Consider the following 15,728-nt stretch of genomic DNA (forward strand, 5'->3'; position numbering starts at 1 on the left):
GCGCCATGCCATGGGATCAGCGATACAGCTTTTGCAACAACTCCATGAGCTGCACCTGCTCGGCAGCACTCAGATGCGAGATGGCACGGGTCTCGCTGCTCTTGAGCTCGGGCTCGGCGGTGTCCACCAGTTCGCCCCCGGCGGCGGTCAGGTACAGCCCTGTGGCGCGCCCGTCGCGCGGGTGCGGACGCCGTTCCAGAAAGCCGCGTTTGCCCAGCGCATCGATCATGCCCACCATATTCGGCGGCAGCACGGCCAGTTGCTGACAGAGCTGGCGCGAGGTGATGCCCGGATTGCTGCCCACCAGAGACAGCACGGAGAACTCGACGATCTTGAGGTCAAAACGCTCCATGCAGCGCATGAAGACCCCCACCAGAGCCAGCGAGGCGCGCCTGGCGTTGTAGCCCAGCAGGGACTCCAGAAAGCTGGCATTGACCTGATCGACGGCAAAAACCTCGGCACTGTCCCTGGGCTCCTGCCCCGAGCCCGGAACGTCCGAGCCGGCCTCTCTGGAGCGCGTGCCGCGCAAAGAGCGTGCAGGTCTGGAGTCTGGTTCAGCAGTCTTGTGAGCGAGCATTGGCGATGTCAACTTCGAAGGCAAAAGAGCAATCCAGGAGCGCGATGAAAAGACTGCAATTGTGCCGGCATTGCTCGCATCTTGCAGCCATTTAGATCAATGCGCGGAGGTGAACAGCTGGTTGCCATGTACGACGGAAGCCTGCGCCCACTGCGCCTTCATCAGAGTCAGACGCCAGTCCATTTCGGGCAATATGCGCTGCTGCACCTGCTTGCAGGGGCCTCGCCAGCGCTCACTATCGCCCCCCGCCGTGGCCGCAATACGTGCCCACGCCCAGCCCAGCAGCACCACGGCCACGCAGCGCAGATAGTCGTCGGCCACGCGCCAGGCCAGGGTGTCATCTTCCTTGCAGGCCTGCGCCAGCACCGTGGTGAAGTAGCGCAGCTGGGCCAGGCAGCGCAGCACTTCTGCATCCAGCGTCCGACTTGCATCCAGGCTGTTGCGCAAAGTCAGCAGCCATTGCCCCATGGCCTGACCACCGTCCGGCAACACCTTGCGCACCAGCAGGTCGATGGCCTGAATTTCATTCGTGCCTTCGTAAATCATGGCCACGCGCGAATCGCGCACGATCTGTTCTATGCCCCACTCGCGGATATAGCCGTGGCCACCGAATACCTGCAGACAGGCGCTGGAACCCTCGAACGCCTGCTGGGTCCAGGCCGCCTTGAGGACGGGGGTGATCAGACTGCACCATTGCTGGGCCTGATCACATGTCTTGGCATCTTCGGCATGTCGCGCCACATCGAGATAAATACCGGTCTGGTAGGCGAGCACACGCCCGCCATCCACCCAGGCGCGCTGCAGATCGAGCGTACGGCGAATGGCCGGATGCTCGATGATCAGATCCGCTGCATCATTCGGGCCACGCGAGGCCGGCACCGCCCCCGGTGCACGCATCTGGCGGCGTTCCAGCGCATAGGCATGGGCCTTCTGGCATGCCGCATCCAGCAAACCTATGCCCTGCAGCGCCACATGCAGACGCGCGGCATTCATCATGACAAACATGGCGTTCAGGCCCGCTCCGGGCTGACCGATCAGCCAGCCGGAAGCTGCATCAAAGCGCATCACGCAGGTGGGGCTGCCGTGCAGGCCCATTTTCTCCTCGATGCGCTCGCAGACCACGCTGTTGCGCTCGCCATCTGACAATAGCTTGGGCACGAGAAACAGCGACAGGCCCCTGGGCCCTGCAGGGGCCCCGGGCAGACGCGCCAGCACCAGATGCACGATGTTCGCGCTCAGATCATGCTCGCCGCCCGAAATGAAAATCTTGCTGCCGCTGATCTCGAAGCGCTCGCCCAGCTCGGATTCGCCAGCCGGCACGGCCTGCGTGCGCACCTGCCCCAGGTCGCTGCCCGCATGGGCCTCCGTCAGACACATGGTTGCCAGCCACTCGCCGCTAGCCACCTTGGGCAGATAGACGCTCTTCAAGGCCTCGCTGCCATGGTGCTTGAGGCACTCATACGCTCCATGCAACAGACCCGGTGCCATGGTCCAGCCATGGTTGGCAGCGCTCAGCCATTCATAGAGCACGCCTTCCAGCACCCAGGGCAGCCCCTGGCCGCCATCCTCCTCGGCACAGGCCAGTGCAGGCCAGCCAGCCTGCCAGAAGTCCTGATAGGCCTGGGCAAAACCAGGCGGTGTGGTGACCTTGCCCGCTGCAAACTGCACACCGACCTCATCGCCTTCACGCGACAGCGGCGCCACCACCTCGCCCACCCATTTGCCGGCCTCCTCCAGCACCTGCTGCATCAGCCCCCGGTCTGTTGCCACATGCGCCGGCAGGCGCTGCAATTGCTCATCGGCCTTGAGCACATCAAATAGAAGAAACGCGTTATCGGCACTGGCGGGCAAATAGGACATACAAAACCGGCTGCCAAGCAGCAAATAAAAATCTCTGAAGGCTGCCCCATTCATGCCGAAGAGCGGCCCAAGCCAGGGATGCCAAGCAAGGGCCGCCCCGCAGCGAGGGCATCGTCCCCCTCCCGCGCAGCGAGAGAGGGGGAAGCCGCAAAGCGGCTCAGGGGTGATCAGGTATCAGCCGTAAACCCAATCTGCTTGACCAGCGGGCCCCAGCGCTCGAACTCGGCCTGCTGCGAACGGGCCATTTCCTCGGGCGTGGAGCTGGTGGCAATCAGACCGACCACACCCACGCTTTCCTTGAGAGCCTCGCTCTTGAGCGCTGCCGTGATGGCCGCATGGGCGCGTGCACGCACTTCGGCGGGCGTCCTGGCATTGGCATAGAAGCCGAACCACTCCTCGGCCGTCAGATCGGCAAAGCCCTGCTCGGCAAACGTGGGCACATTGGGCAGATAGGGGTTGCGCTGCGGACCGCTGGTGGCCAGCACGCGCAGCTTGCCGGCCTTGTAGTAGCTCAGGAAGTCGCCGCTGGGGCCCATCACGGCAGCAATCTGTCCACCGGCCAGATCGGACACTGCAGGCGCCGTGCCACGATAAGGCACATGGCTGAGCTTGATGCCCGAACGCAGGCTGAGCAGGGAGCCGATCAGATGCGGCTGGGTGCCGGCACCGGGGCTGCCGAAGCTGGCCTTGTCGGGGTTGTTCTTGCACCAGGCCAGGAAGTCCTTGAGCGTCTTGACCTCGGCCGGCACGGCGGGACCGACAGCCAGACCGTGGTGCATGATGGCTCCGATGGAGATCGGCTCGAAATCCTTGGCCTGATAGGTCAGCTTGCTGTAGATATGCGGGTAGATGGAGAAGGCCGAGACCTGGGACAGCACGATGACCGAGCCATCGCCCACGGAGTTGCGCAGATTCTCCAGCGCGATGCGGCCGCCGGCACCGGGCTTGTTTTCCACCACGCCCATGTTCTTGGAGTAGCTGGTGCCGCCGATCTTTTCCGCCACGCGTCGCGCCACCGAGTCACCGGCGCTGCCTGCGGGGAAGCCGTACAGAATGCGCACCTGCTCCAGCGGTCCACTGCCCTGTGCATAAGCATTGCGGCCGGCGATGCTGCCGAATGCGGCCAGCGCGGCACCAGCGCCCAGGCCTTTGACGAAATTGCGACGATCTTGCATGTTTGTCTCCTCTATTGTTCGATCGCTATGTGCAGGCTTGAGCCTGTCTGAAAAATCCCGACCCGAATGCTATTCGATACCGAGGGGTCATCAGGAATCGCCTGTAAAACCGATCTGCTTGACCAGCGGTCCCCAGCGCTCGAACTCGGCCTGCTGCGAACGGGCCATTTCCTCGGGTGTGGAGCTGGTGGCAATCAGGCCGACTACACCCAGACTTTCCTTGAGCACGTCGCTCTTGAGCGCTGCCGTGATGGCCGCATGGGCGCGTGCACGCACTTCGGCCGGTGTCCTGGCATTGGCGTAGAAGCCGAACCATTCTTCGGCCGTCAGATCGGCAAAGCCCTGCTCGGCAAACGTGGGCACATTGGGCAGATAGGGATTGCGCTGCGGCCCGCTGGTGGCCAGCACGCGCAGCTTGCCGGCCTTGTAATAGCTCAGATAGTCGCCGCAAGGCCCCATGATGGCGGCGATCTGTCCGCCCACGACGTCCGAGACACCAGGGGCCATGCCACGATAAGGCGCATGGCTGAGCCTGACGCCGGAGCGCAGGCTCAGCAGCGCCCCCAGCAGATGCGGCTGACTGCCGGCACCGGGGCTGCCGAAGCTGGCCTTGTCGGGGTTGTTCTTGCACCAGGCCAGGAAGTCCTTGAGCGTCTTGACCTCGGCCGGCACGGCGGGACCGACAGCCAGACCGTGGTGCATGATGGCTCCAATCGAGATCGGCTCGAAATCCTTGGCCTGATAGGTCAGCTTGCTGTAGATATGCGGGTAGATGGAGAAGGCCGAGACCTGGGACAATGCAATCACCGAGCCGTCCCCCACGGCATTGCGCAGGCTCTCCAACGCGATGCGGCCGCCGGCACCGGGCTTGTTTTCCACCACGCCCATATTTCTGGTGTAGCTGCTGCCACCCATTTTTTCGGCCACACGGCGAGCCACCGAGTCCCCCGCGCTGCCTGCCGGAAAGCCGTAGAGAATGCGAACCTGCTCCAGCGGGCCTCCACCCTGGGCATAAGCACTGCGGCTGACGATGCCGCCGAATGCGGCCAGCGCTGCGCCAGCGCCCAGTCCTTTGACGAAATTGCGACGACCTTGCATGACTTGTCTCCTGCTTGAAATACGGACTCTTCGGTCCTGTGGAATCAATACCTGCCTCAATCTTTGGCACTGAGCTGGCTCTGGCACTCTCCAGGCCAGAGACATCGAGCAAGGGCAGCCCCGCAGCGATGGTGTCGTCCCCCTTGGGGGAAGGCGCAGAGTGCCTCAGGGGTAACACTTACCGAGGAGCCATGCGCAGCGCACCATCCAGGCGAATCACCTCGCCATTGAGATGATCGTTGTGCACGATATGCACGGCCAGATCTGCAAACTCCGAAGGCTTGCCCAGGCGCGAAGGAAAGGGAATGGATGCCGCCAGCGACTGCTGCACAGGCTCGGGCAATTCCTTCATCAACGGTGTGGCGAACAGGCCTGGAGCCACGGTGCAGACACGAATGCCGTGCTGGGCCAGATCACGCGCCATGGGCAGCGTCATGCCGACCAGGCCGCCCTTGGATGCGCTGTAAGCCTGCTGCCCCACCTGGCCGTCAAAGGCAGCCACCGAGGCGGTATAGAGAATCACACCACGAGCACCGTCCTCCAGCGCTGCCAGCTTGGCGCAGCGTGCGGCAAACAGTCGCGTCATGTTGTAGCTGCCGACAAGGTTGACGCGAATCACGCGCTCAAAGTCTTCCAGCGGCGCGGGCTCGCCGTCGCGGCCGATCACGCGCTTGGCCGTACCGATGCCGGCCACATTCATGAGAATGCGCGCATCGCCACCCCATTGCTCGCGCACGGCATCCAGCGCAGCCGTGACGCTGGCCGCATCGCAGATATCGCACTCCAGCGCCAGTCCGCCGATCTCGGCAGCCACCACCTTGGCCTTGTCGAGCTGGCGATCCAGCACGGCAACCCTTGCCCCCGCGGCAGCCAGTGCACGCGCCGTGGCTTCGCCGAGGCCCGAGGCTCCCCCGGTCACGATGGCAATCTGATCCTGAACTTGCATATCACTATCCTTTCAAAAGCTGCTTGCGCTTTCTGTTATCGGGCTCAAGCCTGTTCTGGCTCAGAGATTGGGCTTCAGGATCAAGGCCAGCGTTTCGTCATACAGGCCGGTCACCACATCGGCGCGATGCTGGAGCACGGCGCGCTGGTTGATGGAGCCCTTGTCCGTAACCTCGCCCAGGTCCAGCGATGGCGGCTTGACCGCAGCCACCGCACGCGCAATGCGGGTGGCACTGCCAGTTGCCGTCTGCGCCAGCTGGTTCAGAACCGTCTGCAAATGCTGCTGCACGGGCTCGCTGTGCATGATCTGCTCCAGCGTCGCCCCCGCTTCCAGACCGCTCAAGGCCGCACAGGCCGGGGTCCCGAAAACGATGGCACCGACCTCCTTGCGATCCAGGCCTGTCAGCACCACGTCCTGAATATAGGGGGCGCCCGCGTGAATGATCCTGGCGCGCAACGGCCCCACGTTGACGAATGTGCCCGTGGCCAGCTTGAAGTCTTCGGCAATGCGGCCATCGAAGCGCAGGCCCTGGTTTCGATCCTGCGGGTCGCGCCACTGCACGGCGTCGCCGGTGCGGAAATATCCGTCCTCGTCAAACGCCTCCTGCGTCGCTTCAGGCGCGCGCCAATAGCCGGGCGTGACGTTCGGGCCGCGATAGCGAACCTCCAGCTTGCCATCCACGGGCGCCAGCTTGAGCTCCAGACCCGGCACCGGTACGCCCAGGTCCCCGGAACGCACGTCGGGACGGTTGATGAACAGGGCCGATGGCGAGGACTCGGTCATGCCCAGGCCGGTTCCCATCACGATGCGCTCGCCACACTCGGCCTCCTGCGTGCGGTGCAGGCTATCCCAGACGGGCTGCGCCAGAGAGGCTCCGGCGTAGAAGAACATCTTGACGCGCTTGAGCAGGCTGCTGCGCAACTGCGCATCGCTCTCCATGGCACGGGCGATGTATTCGAAGCCCGTGGGTACGTTGAAGTAAACGGTGGGAGAGATCTCGCGCAGATTGCGCAGCGTCTCGGCAATGCCCGCCGCCGTAGGCTTGCCCTCGTCGATATAGACAGTGCCGCCGTGATAGAGCGCGAGGCCGATGTTCTTGTTGCCGCCGAAAGTGTGATTCCAGGGCAGCCAGTCCACCAGCACGGGCGGGCCTTTGACCATATCGGGCATGGTCTGGGCAATCTGCTGCTGGTTGGCGCACCACATTCCATGGGTGTTGATGACGGCCTTGGGCAGCTTGGTCGATCCCGAGGTGAACAGGAACTTGGTGATGGTATCTGGCCCGGTGGCCTGCATGGCGGCATCCGCCGCAGCCGTGTGCTCGGTCGCAAGCAGGTCGGCAAACAGGGTGCAGGTCTGGGCATCGACGGCCGGCTGGCGGTACACCACCTCACAGCCCTCGGGCAGCACGGCGCGTACCGCCTTGTCATAGCGCGCAGCATCGGCGGCAAAGATCAGGCCGGGCGTGAGCGTGTCGACCACATGGCGCAGCTTGGCGTAGTCGGTGCTGACCAGTGAATAGGCCGTGGAGACCGAGCAATAGGGCACGCCTGCATACAGGCAGCCCATGGCCAGCATGGCATGATCCAGATCGTTCTCGCTGAGGATGATGACGGGACGCTCTGCCGAGAGCTTTCTGTCCAGCAAGGACTGTGCAATGCTGCGCGCCGCTGCCAGCGTCTGGGCATAGCTGATGCGTTGCCAGTCTCCTGTGCTGCCGTCGGCCAACCGCTGCCGCTGGGCGATGAAGGTCTGCTGCGGCGTGGTCTTCGCCCAGTGCACCAGCCTGTCGGTCATGCGCGCTGCGTGCTCTGCCAGCGCCTGGTCGGAGCGCACGTAGAAAGTGCCGTCGCCTGCCTCCCTGACCTGGATGCTGCGCACGCCGAACTCCAGCTCTCGGTAGCGGGGCCTGCTCCCCTCTGCCACCTGGCCGAGGGCCTGCATGGCTGTGTCTGTCTCCTGCATTGTCTTTGTCTCCACAGCTTTGTTTTTCGAGAGTGCTTTCAGTCCTTGCTGACCTTGGCAGCCCGCCCGGACAGAAATTCCTGCAAACGAAACTTGGCTTCTGGCGCGCTCTGCGCCACGGCGGCCATCAGCGCTTCGGTCATCAGACCCTGATCGGCGGGCTGATCGGCAATCCGGGGCAGCGCGTGCATCAGGGCGTAATTGGTCATGGGGGCGTTTTCGGCAATGCGCAAAGCCAGTTCCACGGCCTTGTCCAGCGCATGCCCTTCGGGCACCAGATATTGCGACAGACCGATGCGCTCGCCTTCTTCCGCCTTGTACACACGACCCGTGAACATCATGTCAGCCATGCGCGCCGCACCGATCAGGCGCGGGATGCGCACCGAGCCGCCGCCGCCGACGAAAATGCCGCGCGAGCCTTCGGGCAAGGCATAGAAGGTGCTGCTGTCGGCCACACGGATATGACAGGCGCTGGCCAGTTCCAGGCCGCCGCCCACCACGGCGCCATGCAGGGCGGCGACCACGGGCACCGCGCCAAACTGCACCTGACGCAGCGCCTCATGCCACATGCGCGAGTGCAGAACGCCCTGGGCCGCATCGCGCTCGCTGAGCTCGCTCAGATCCAGGCCGGCGCAGAAATGCGGTCCATCGCCATCCACCACCGCCGCACGCACACTGGCGGGCAGATTCATGAACACATCGCGCAGACCCAGCACCAGCCCATCGGACAAGGCGTTGCGTTTGGCGGCACGCATCAGACGAATGACGGCAACCTGCCCGGCTTCGCCGCGAAACTCAACTGCAATTTCTTTATGAGTCATAACCATTCCTTTTGCATCATTATTGTTATTTAAAATAACTAAATGCAAGACATCCCAGGCCGTTTGCTCTCAGTGCTTTCCCCGATTCGCGCAGCTTGAGCGCACAACTAGTCCAGGTGTGATATTCACGAACGCGGCGACTTCGCATAATGTGACCTCATGACATCACCCAGCCAGCCCCGCCCCAGCCAGTTGCTTCAGCCCCAGCGCGCGCCAGTTCCCGTGCGCGAAGCTTCCACGCTTTTGTTGCTGCGCGACTGCGCTGATGGCAATGGTTTTGAAGTACTGATGACAAGGCGTGCCGATCAAGGCATTTTTGCCAATGCCTATGTTTTCCCCGGTGGCGGTCAGGAAGATGAAGATGCAGCCCCAGCCAGTCATGCACTGGCGCGCGTGCGCCCCGGCATGATCGCCGAGGCGGGTGACGAACGCATTACCCAGGCTCTGACAGGCATTCGCGAGACTTTTGAGGAGTTGGGCATCCTGCTGGCCTATGACCAGGCCGGCCAACCCGTTCCTCCTGCCCAAGTTCAGCAACTGGACCGCAAGGCATCGCTGTATGAGCAATGCAGTGCGCGTGGCTGGACGCTGGCAGTGGACCAGCTCTGGTATCTGGCGCACTGGACCGCACCACTGGACCTGCCCAAGCGCTTTAACGTTCCGTTCTTTGTGGCCCGCATGCCCGAGGGGCAGACGGCGGTAGCCGACGAAAGCGAGCAGTTCGAGCCTACCTGGATTTCTCCACAGGATGCGATTGCGCGCTTTGAAGAGAAAAAGCTGTTCATCCTCTTTCCCACCCAGCGTACATTGCAGCGCATCGCTCACCTGCCCGATACCCAGGCCGTGATCAACGCCCTGCTCAACGAGAAGCCGCTGTGGCAGGCCTGCCCCCGTGGCGGCCACCTGAAAGGCAAAGACACACGCCATATCGAAACCGATATGGCCTATGGCGAGCTGGAAATGGTGCTGCCCGACGGCCACGGCATTCACCATCTGGACTGGCAGCCTGAAAAAGCCGTGCCGCTGCGCAAAAACCTGCTGCGCCTGACGGCCCCCAACTCCGGAATGATGACCGGCCCCGGCACCAACAGCTATCTGGTCGGCGATGCACATACCGGCTATATCGCCATCGACCCCGGACCGAACGATGCCGAGCATCTGCAGCGCCTGCACGATGCCGCCGGCGGCGATATCCGTTTCATCGTCTGCACCCATTCCCACCCCGATCACTCGCCGGGTGCCGCGCCGCTGCAGGCCATGGTCCTGCTCTCGGGCCACGCCAGGCCGCCCATCATGGGCCTGCCTTCAGCGCCCACGGCACGTACCAACAGTCGCTTCAGACCCGAGGTGACGCTACAGGACGGGGAGCGCATCACGCTTAGCGGAAAAGGGGCAGAAGGCGAGATCACGCATACGCTGCAAGCCATCTTCACACCAGGCCACGCAGCCAACCACCTGTGCTTTCTGCTGGAGGAGGACGCGCTGCTATTCAGTGGCGATCACATCCTCAATGGCAGCACCACCGTCATCAGCCCGCCGGACGGCAATATGATCGATTACCTCGATTCGCTGGACCGGCTGCATGCCATGTGCCTGGAGCATGACATTCGCTACATCCTGCCCGCCCATGGCTATGTGCTCGGCTTTGCGCGTCATCAGATCACCCGCCTCAAGGCCCACCGCCTGGCACGCGAGGCCAAGGTGCACCAGGCCATGCGCACCAAGCCGGACGGCAGCATTCAGGACTGGGTGGCGATTGCCTACGCCGACACGCCGCAGGCGCTGTGGCCCGTGGCCCAGCAATCGCTGCTGGCGCATGTGGAGCGCATTCAAAAGCTCTGCCTTGGCAGATAGCGCGCCGCAACCGACGCGCTAGACCTGTGGACAACTAGGACATGGCCGGAGCATTAAGCTCTCGTCATGTCTGAATCCCTGCCTGAACAAGAAAGCATCCGCCTGGCCAAACGCGTGGCGGAGCAAGAACAATGCTCGCGCCGCGAAGCCGAGCTCCATATCGTCGCGGGCAATGTCCAGGTGGACGGCAAAGTGGTGCAGGTGCCCGAAACCCGCGTGCACCCCGATCAGGTAGTGATCCTGCGCAAGGATGCCAAGCCTGAAGCCATTCCGCCCGTCACCATCCTGATGAACAAGCCTGCTGGCATGACCCAGGGCCCGGCCTATGGCCGCGTGCGCAGCGCGCATTCGCTGCTGAGCGAGGATACCAAGGCCAAGCTGGACACACCCATGCCCCAGCTGGTGCTGGATCATCACTTCAGGAATCTGGAGTCGTTTCTGACGATTCCCCTGCCCGCCAGCGGCCTTATCGTCTACACCCAGGACAAGCGCGTGGCACGCAAGCTGGCCGAGGAAGGCATGTGGCTGGAGCAGGAAATCATCGTCGGCGTGGAGGGCCGGATCATTGAAGATGGCCTGGAAATTCTGTACGAAGGTTTACCTATCCCTGGCGGCAATGGCCATCGCCGCATGCCCCCCTGCCATGTGAGCTGGCAAAGCGAAAACCATCTGCGTTTCGCTCTCAAGGGCATTGCGCCCGAAGAGATCGAGAAGATGTGCGCCGCCATCGGCCTGACGGTGGTCAACATGCGCCGGCTGCGTCTTGGCCGCGTCTCTCTGGCCAAGGTGCCCGAGGGTCAGTGGCGCTATCTGATGCCCTGGGAAAGGTTCTGAACGGATTGGCGCCTTAGCGCCAATAACTGCTCACCAGTCTGCGCACGCTGGCTGCGGGGGCATGACCGCGCACCCACTGCCGTATGGCTACGGCCATGGCCTGACCGCCAGCAGCCCATAGCTGCGTGCCTTGGGGCTGCGACCAATCCTGCTGCTGCAGCCAGGCCAGCACCGCCGCGATGCCCTCCTCCGATGCCCCCGGCCTGCCAGCGCAGAACCAGGTGACATGCCGCTGCAACTGCGCGGGCAGCGCCCCGCACTCCTGCGGCGAGTCGACCCAGCACCAGGCATACGCCTGCCGGCCAGGCTGGGAGTCTTCCAGAATGCGGGCCACAGCAGGCAGGCCACAGGCATCCGCCAGCAGTATCAGCCGGTCGGCCTGAGGCACTCTGCCGCCCGAAGGGCTGAGGACACCGACCTCATCGCCGGCCGCAGCCGTCATACCCCATCGCACACCGGGCGCCAGCGGCCCATCACCCTCCCGCGCATGCAGCAGCACGTCGATATCGATGGCACGCGTCTGCGGGTCCCGCGCCCGGATGGTGTAGCTGCGGCGTGGCAGCCCGGGAGCTCCGTGTGGCCAGAGCAGGCGGCCGTCAGCATCTATGGGCGGCCACTGGGGCATAGCGCCCGGAGTCGGCAGCAGCAAGCGCACATGCAGGCCGTCCGGAGCCAGATCCTCGAATCCCTTCTGCGCCTGGGCCTGCAAGCGCAGGCGCCGCATATGCGGCGTCAGCACCTGGTTGCTAAGCACGCGCCAGACATTCAGGCTCGGACTGTCGCCCGCGCTCCCGCTCTCCCTGTCACTCTCCCAGGCAATACACCATTGCACGGCGGGAATGCACAGCTGCTCGGCAAACTGCTGCAGGTGCTCGCCCAGGGACAGCTGCATCAGCTGCGCCATGCGCCCATCCACGGCCTGCAATTCGCAGGCTATGCGCGAGCCCCCCGCAAGGCGCAGCTCCAGGCTGCCCACCTGGTCGAGTTGCAAATGCACCGAGCCTGGTGGCTCGGTGTGCCGGACCTGGACCTCCTCATCCTCCAGATGTGCGGCAAACCAGCGGATAAAGGCGGCGGCATCGGGCAGCTGCAACTGAGCGGACGCAATGTGTGCTTCGAATGTCATGCGGCAGCCTCCACGGATCCGCCACTGGTGCAGCGGTAGCTCAGCAACAACCTGGCCACGGCCAGCCAGCTGAAAACGGCCAGCGCGCTGGTCACGGCAAACAGGCCCGAAAAGCCGAACTGCTTTGCGATGAAACCACCCGCCATCGAGCTGAGCATATAGGTCAGAAACTCCGCACAGGCCAGGATGGTGAAGTCCGTGCCCGGCTGCGAATGGCTGGACGCCGACATGAACAAGGCATAGAGCGCGACCATTTCCATGTAGCGCAAAAGGCTGAGTGCCACGGTGAGCCCGACCAGCGGCAGATCCGAACCCAGCCAGTGCAGCGAATGCAGCAGGAACAGAGCAAAAACCAGGGTGCGTATGCCGCTCAATGCCAGCAGCACCTGCTCACGGCTGCGCCAGCGCAGCCACAGTGCGGCCAGCGCGCTGCCGGCCAGACCCGCAATGGCTGCCCCAGCGCCACCAAGCACCCCCACCTGGCCCAGCGACAGCTCGTTGTGCAGCAGATAGCTGCTTTCCATGGAGCGCTGCATGCCTTCGCTGAGCCGGAAGACCACGGCCAGCGCCAGCACCGACAGCATACCGGGACGCTGCAGGAAGTTGCGCAGACTGGGCCCGGTCTTTGCTCGCCCGGGCGCTGCTGCCGCCGGCATGCGCTCGGGGTCGGGCTCGGGCTCGGCCATCCAGGGTAGCGTCAGCAGCGGCAACAAGCACAACGCAGCCATCAGCAGCAGTGCCGGCTGCCAGCCCAGGCGCTCCATGAGCACCAGAGACAGGGAGCCGCCTATGAGCACCCCGCCAGCCACCGCAGCCGCCTGTATGGCATTGCCACGACCCAGCTCGGTGCCGCGCAGTTGCTGTGTGGCATAGCCGTCGGTAGCGATGTCCTGCGTGGCCACGGACAGAGAGATCAACATGCCGATGGCAACAATGGTGGCGATGGGTACCTGCGGTCCACACAGCGCCAGCAGCACGACGCCGGCTGCCGTGGCCAGTTGGGTGCAGAGTATCCAACTGCGCCTGTGGCCCCAGTCCAGGGGCTGCCAGCGGTCCACGAAGGGAGCCCAGAGGAATTTGAGGACCAGCGGCAGCATCAGCACCGACAGCATGCCCACCTGCTGCAAAGGCATGCCGGCCGCGCGCAAGGCAGCCGGCACGGCCATGATCAGCAGATAGCCGGGGATTCCCTGAGCAATGTACAGAGCCACGAGCACGGTCCAGAACCCACGCGGGCGGGCATGGTACTCCTGCATCAATACTCCACACGGTAGTTCAGCGTAAAGGTGCGCCCGCGCCCCTGGAAGGCAAAGGCCTGCGGCGAGACGGCTCCCACGCCGTAGAGCGCCATGGCGCGCTGTGACCAGGTGGTGAGGTACTGCCTGTCCAGAAGGTTCTGGATGCCGAAGTTCAACGTGCCCAGCGACAGCTTCACGCTGCCCAGCAAGTCCATGGTGGTGAAGCCCTTGATGCGCTGTGCACTCTCATCCTTGAGCCTGAACTGGTGCGTCGCCTGCAGTCTGAGCTTCCACGGCGATGGCGCCCATTGCACATAGGTACCGAGCTTGGACGGGCTCGCCGTCATGATGCTCTGCCGCGACCACTCCCCGCCCTGGCGCGTCTGCGAGCGTATCCACAGCCAGTTGCCGCCTGCACTCCACTGCGAACCCATGGCGTAGTCCAGCGAGCCCTCGATGCCGTAGTTGCGTCGTCTTTCGTCCGCCACCTTGATGGTCACGTTGTTGTTGGCATTGTTGATCTGCAGCGTCTGGTCTGACCATGCGTAGAACAGCGCCGCCTGCAGCTTCAGGGGACCGCCATGCGTCTTCCAGCCCCATTCGAGCTGGCGTGTCTTGATGCCCTTGAGCGGAGATCCGGCAGGATCGATGCCGCTGACCAGTTGCCAGCGCGAACCATTGAGCGTGTAGTTGCCCTGGCCGTAGTACTTGGCAGGATCGGGAAGCTCGAAGCCTTCGGAGTAGCTGAGCCAGGTACTGTGGGCCTTGCTCAGCTCATAGGTGGCCCCCAGGTTAAACAATCCGACCTTGTAGCTGTTCTTGCCGCCGCGGATGACATCGGCCGTCGTTCCACGGCCCAGCAGCAGGAAGAGCTGCTGGTTGAAGCCCACGAAGTCGCCCACCTCCAGGCCCATGTGCTGGTAGCGCAGCCCGCCGCTGAGGGTCAGCTCGGGCTTGAACTTCCATTCAGCCTGGGCAAACAGCGCCGTCGTATCGACTCGATAACCCGGATAGCGCCCCGTGCTGCCTATGGCGCGGTTCACCATGCCTCCCGAGGCCATGACTTGGCCTGTATCGAACACGGTCGCCGATCCGTCGAAGGTTTCGCGGTCCCAGTCCAGGCCGTAGCGCAGGCTGACATTCCCCCAGGATTTGGCCAGTGCGGACTTGAAGCCCCAGCTGTCCGTGTTCTGGTGCGAGGCGGTGACCACGGAGCTGGGAAACGGCGCAAAGTCCATCTTCTCCTTGCGCCAGAAGCTCTGGATATAGAGATTCTGGCCGCCGAATACCTGCTCTACGTGGTAGTCCGCGTTGAACATGGCACGCTCTGTCTGGGGCATCACGTCGCTGACAAAGCCACCGCGCTGCTCCAGCAGCCCGGGCCTGCCGCCGAAGATGCCCGCGAGATTCGGCCCCCCATAAAGATAGGAGCCACCGTCGAACCTGTTGCGGTAGTACTGAGCGCCGAGGCTCAGGCTTTGCCGCGCATCGATCTTGAGCTGCAGGTTACCCATCAGATCCACGATGCGCGTATTTTGCGCATCGGTCTGCGCGATGTCGGTACGCACCGGATCGCCCTTGCCGTCATAGAAACTGCCGTTTTGCTGCAGCGCGATGCCCAGCCGGGCCTGAACGCGGTCATTGCCGCCCGCGACGGACTGAGCGAGTCGGTACTGATGATCACGGCTGCCCTGAAACCCGGAGGTCACGCCCAGCTCGCTGCTGAAACGCGTGGGCGCATCCGAGGCCTTGCGCGTGATGATGTTGATGACGCCGCCGGTCGCTCCGCCGCCATAGAGGGCGCTGGCACCGGCAAGCACCTCGATGCGCTCGATGTTGAACGGATCCACGGCATCCAACTGCCGAGCCGTGCCGCGCGAACTGTTGAGTGACACACCGTCGATCATTACCAGCATGGTGCGTCCGCGCAGGTTCTGGCCAAAATTGCTGCGCGACTGCCCTCCCAGGTCTATACCCGGGACCAGCTGGCCCAGGGCCTCCTGCAGATTGCGGCCAGCGCCCAGTTGTGCCTGGAGCTCTGCATGCTCGATCACCTGCACGCTCGCGGCCAGTTCGCTGCGGATCTGGGGGGCAGCCGAAGCGCTGACCTGCTGCTCGGATAGCACGACCTCGGTCTGCGCCGCCGCCCCCCCTGCCACGACAGCCGTCACCACGACGGCCACTCCCTCCAACAACCCGATTTTTCTCATCTGGATACCCACATTGAATGCACG

At 63.7% G+C, this 15,728-nt stretch carries 12 protein-coding genes; 2 read left to right on the forward strand and 10 right to left on the reverse strand.

From position 1 onward, the window contains the following. Window positions 1–16: 16 nt before the first annotated feature. The 7 genes from NOX35_RS23125 to NOX35_RS23155 form a co-directional block, all read right to left on the reverse strand. Window positions 17–577, reverse strand: a complete 561-nt coding sequence (locus tag NOX35_RS23125; protein WP_256494852.1) for a MarR family winged helix-turn-helix transcriptional regulator — start codon at window positions 575–577, stop codon at window positions 17–19. Window positions 578–673: 96 nt separating this feature from the next. Next, complete coding sequence (locus NOX35_RS23130) at window positions 674–2,437, reverse strand: acyl-CoA dehydrogenase family protein (protein ID WP_256494853.1); 1,764 nt, start codon at window positions 2,435–2,437, stop codon at window positions 674–676. Window positions 2,438–2,604: 167 nt separating this feature from the next. Next, window positions 2,605–3,612 carry a Bug family tripartite tricarboxylate transporter substrate binding protein gene (locus tag NOX35_RS23135; RefSeq protein WP_256494854.1) on the reverse strand — a complete coding sequence of 336 codons (1,008 nt, stop codon included), beginning with the start codon at window positions 3,610–3,612 and terminating at the stop codon, window positions 2,605–2,607. Window positions 3,613–3,702: 90 nt separating this feature from the next. After that, window positions 3,703–4,710 (reverse strand): Bug family tripartite tricarboxylate transporter substrate binding protein, encoded by a 1,008-nt coding sequence (locus NOX35_RS23140; RefSeq protein WP_256494855.1) that lies wholly within the window; start codon window positions 4,708–4,710, stop codon window positions 3,703–3,705. Between the two features lie 178 nt (window positions 4,711–4,888). Continuing rightward, window positions 4,889–5,656 (reverse strand): SDR family NAD(P)-dependent oxidoreductase, encoded by a 768-nt coding sequence (locus NOX35_RS23145; protein WP_003081161.1) that lies wholly within the window; start codon window positions 5,654–5,656, stop codon window positions 4,889–4,891. 60 nt (window positions 5,657–5,716) lie between these two features. After that, window positions 5,717–7,621 carry a feruloyl-CoA synthase gene (locus tag NOX35_RS23150; protein ID WP_182284589.1) on the reverse strand — a complete coding sequence of 635 codons (1,905 nt, stop codon included), beginning with the start codon at window positions 7,619–7,621 and terminating at the stop codon, window positions 5,717–5,719. A 38-nt stretch (window positions 7,622–7,659) separates the two neighbouring features. Next, window positions 7,660–8,442, reverse strand: a complete 783-nt coding sequence (locus NOX35_RS23155; protein WP_182284590.1) for a crotonase/enoyl-CoA hydratase family protein — start codon at window positions 8,440–8,442, stop codon at window positions 7,660–7,662. 159 nt (window positions 8,443–8,601) lie between these two features. Here NOX35_RS23155 and NOX35_RS23160 point away from each other — a divergent pair, with 159 nt between their 5' ends. After that, entirely contained in the window at window positions 8,602–10,296 is a 1,695-nt protein-coding gene (locus NOX35_RS23160) for an MBL fold metallo-hydrolase (RefSeq protein WP_256494858.1), read from the forward strand. Between the two features lie 66 nt (window positions 10,297–10,362). Beyond that, window positions 10,363–11,130: a pseudouridine synthase gene (locus NOX35_RS23165; protein ID WP_256494859.1), complete on the forward strand. Its 768-nt coding sequence runs from the start codon at window positions 10,363–10,365 to the stop codon at window positions 11,128–11,130. Window positions 11,131–11,143: 13 nt separating this feature from the next. Here NOX35_RS23165 and NOX35_RS23170 read toward each other — a convergent pair whose 3' ends face one another. The 3 genes from NOX35_RS23170 to NOX35_RS23180 are packed head-to-tail and all read right to left on the reverse strand — an operon-like array spanning window position 11,144 to window position 15,704. Next, window positions 11,144–12,256: a siderophore-interacting protein gene (locus tag NOX35_RS23170; RefSeq protein ID WP_256494861.1), complete on the reverse strand. Its 1,113-nt coding sequence runs from the start codon at window positions 12,254–12,256 to the stop codon at window positions 11,144–11,146. Continuing rightward, window positions 12,253–13,512, reverse strand: coding sequence for an MFS transporter (locus tag NOX35_RS23175; RefSeq protein ID WP_256494862.1), 1,260 nt, complete (start codon window positions 13,510–13,512; stop codon window positions 12,253–12,255). Before NOX35_RS23175 ends, NOX35_RS23170 begins: the two co-directional genes overlap by 4 nt. After that, entirely contained in the window at window positions 13,512–15,704 is a 2,193-nt protein-coding gene (locus tag NOX35_RS23180) for a TonB-dependent receptor (protein WP_256494863.1), read from the reverse strand. The genes NOX35_RS23175 and NOX35_RS23180 overlap by 1 nt, the downstream gene beginning before the upstream one ends. Between the last annotated feature and the right edge of the window lie 24 nt (window positions 15,705–15,728).

It is taken from the genome of Comamonas sp. C11, from assembly GCF_024496285.1.
Classification (GTDB): domain Bacteria; phylum Pseudomonadota; class Gammaproteobacteria; order Burkholderiales; family Burkholderiaceae_C; genus Comamonas; species Comamonas testosteroni_F.